Annotated in this window: 2 protein-coding genes; both read right to left on the minus strand. The window is 44.0% G+C overall.

What is annotated here, in order from left to right; genetic code table 11:
• Positions 1-672 precede the first annotated feature (672 nt).
• On the minus strand, positions 673-1,179 hold the full coding sequence (locus tag F6K38_RS40230) for a hypothetical protein (RefSeq protein WP_008188763.1): 507 nt from the start codon (positions 1,177-1,179) through the stop codon (positions 673-675).
• Between the two features lie 664 nt (positions 1,180-1,843).
• Positions 1,844-1,993 (minus strand): hypothetical protein, encoded by a 150-nt coding sequence (locus tag F6K38_RS40235; RefSeq protein ID WP_287263117.1) that lies wholly within the window; start codon positions 1,991-1,993, stop codon positions 1,844-1,846.
• Positions 1,994-2,093 lie beyond the last annotated feature (100 nt).

Consider the following 2,093-nt stretch of genomic DNA (forward strand, 5'->3'; position numbering starts at 1 on the left):
TGGCTTATGGCTTATGGCCACACTACTGTTCGCGTAGCGAATGGCTGACGGCTGACGGCTGACGGCTGACTGCTGAATGCTTACGGTAAATTTACCTCCTTCTCCGCTCAAGTCTCGGTTATTGTGTAAGATGACTTATTCAGGTTTTGAGGGATATGAGCCCTATGCTCACAAGACCTATCAGCCGTTAACTAAGGAAAAAGAAAAGTCGAAAAACTTGGTTTGCCCGATGTAAATAATACTCCTTCAAAGAAGCGCGATCGCATTACCCCTTCTACCGTCCAGATATTAGGCGTTTTTGATTTCATACGAATAAAACCTCACCCCCTAAAACCTTTCTCCAGTGGGTTTTCCCAGTGATCGGGGGAAACTAGAAGCGATGCTCCTTTGGACCCGCCTTTACACGGGGGTAATTACCAGTGATCAGAAGTTCAGTTCTGAGAATTAATTACCACATGGCGTCGAAAAATGCAACTCCCTATGATAAAACAGCTCGCAATTTTCATCGGAGCCATTCATCTCGCCGCTTCCGTCATCTGGCTTAACTGACGACATGCCCTAGATATTTCTTTCGACTCGGAGCAAGAAAATATCTAAGTTAGGTTATTATTGGCGAGTTATAATCGCCAATAAGTTTCCCCTTTTTTCCAAAATGGGATGCTCCCGTCAAGGTCAGTGTAGGATATAGTGACTTTGTTCGATGATTTTTATATCCTCATCTTTGCCTTTATTGCTCTGTACTGTAATTCTTAGGCCTGGTTTACCTATACTGAGGGCTACTTTGCCTGTATTGAGGGGGATGCTTAGATCTTGTCCTAATACCTTTGGTATTCCACATTGTATTGTTGTTAGCCCTTGGGGGATGAGTGGCATTCCTCCCAGGGTGGCATTGATTGTGTAAAGTTGATCGGCACATCCATCTTCGCTCGTTATGGTTATGCTGGAATTTGAAAAGAAATCTATGCTACTTACTGGGGGATTAAAACCTCTATCGACATATTCGTATTTACCGTTCTCCAGGTGTAACGAACTCACCGGAATTAGGGGTCGGGAGGAGTCGCCCGGAATTAGGGATCCGGAGAAGTCGCCCTCTACCGCACACCCTTCGGTGAATAGCAGTAACATACCCAGGATAAACGCTGCTACTATTTGTTTTGCTTGGCCGATTCTATTCGTCATTTCTTTTTGCTCTCTTTTTGGTTATCAAACAATATCTGACTGACGGCATTCTCATTTACCAATGCGGGCTCCACGGTTTTCCTCTGTGCTATCGGTTCTAAGAATGCGAACGTGCAAGAGCGTGGGTGGCACGGATATCCCATCACTATCAATTGCTACTGGGAGGTAGACGCCCCCATGTTGGATGGGGTTTGCATCCCGGATCGGTTTTTTGGGTTGGGTCTTCCTTCGGTTTTCTCTGGAGCTATTGATTGCTTATCAACAAAGTGATTGCCCTCCTGAATGATCAACCGGCTGAATTTAACACGGATCACAATCACAAGTCAACTATTTATCTGTAAGACCGCGCTGCATCGCTTTTGGAATTAGGCAAAAATTCCCGCGAAAATTCCCACACTTCCCACACTCCCCGCGCCCAGGCCCCACACTCCCCTTCTTTTTTACAAATATGAGATGCACCAATATATTGCCATTAGAGCCGAAATCCTCAATAGATAATCCGCTACTTTGCGTTGTTTATAACATTGTTTTTAAGACTGGTAACTGGGTTTACCGGGACAAATAAATTCATCAGAGAAACTGGGTATTATCGGAGCTTGAATATTTTCGGTATTAGCAATGTCTGCATTCCTATCATGGGAACTAAGTACTATAACAGACAAATTTATAAGTCAACTTGGTTCCATTCCTGTTCCCCTCCATCTAAACGCTTCTGATTTTGGAGGATGGGGTATTCTTTTCCCCTGGCCGTAGGCCACGCTACCCGAACAAACTTCCCAATTCGATCAAACTGTACCTCTGCCGACTCTTTCAATAATTTGTTACAAAAGTTTTTAAAATATGCTATAATATTAAGATTTTTATGTTACAATGAAACCGTGGACATTCAAATCCACGGGAAGAGCCAGCCTGAC

The sequence above is a fragment of the Moorena sp. SIO3B2 genome (assembly GCF_010692525.1).
GTDB lineage: Bacteria > Cyanobacteriota > Cyanobacteriia > Cyanobacteriales > Coleofasciculaceae > Moorena > Moorena producens.

What these genes read in the sequence shown, in the direction of transcription:
- F6K38_RS40230 (WP_008188763.1), bottom strand. Translation starts at nt 1,179, where the DNA reads ATGACGAATAGAATCGGCCAAGCAAAACAAATAGTAGCAGCGTTTATC.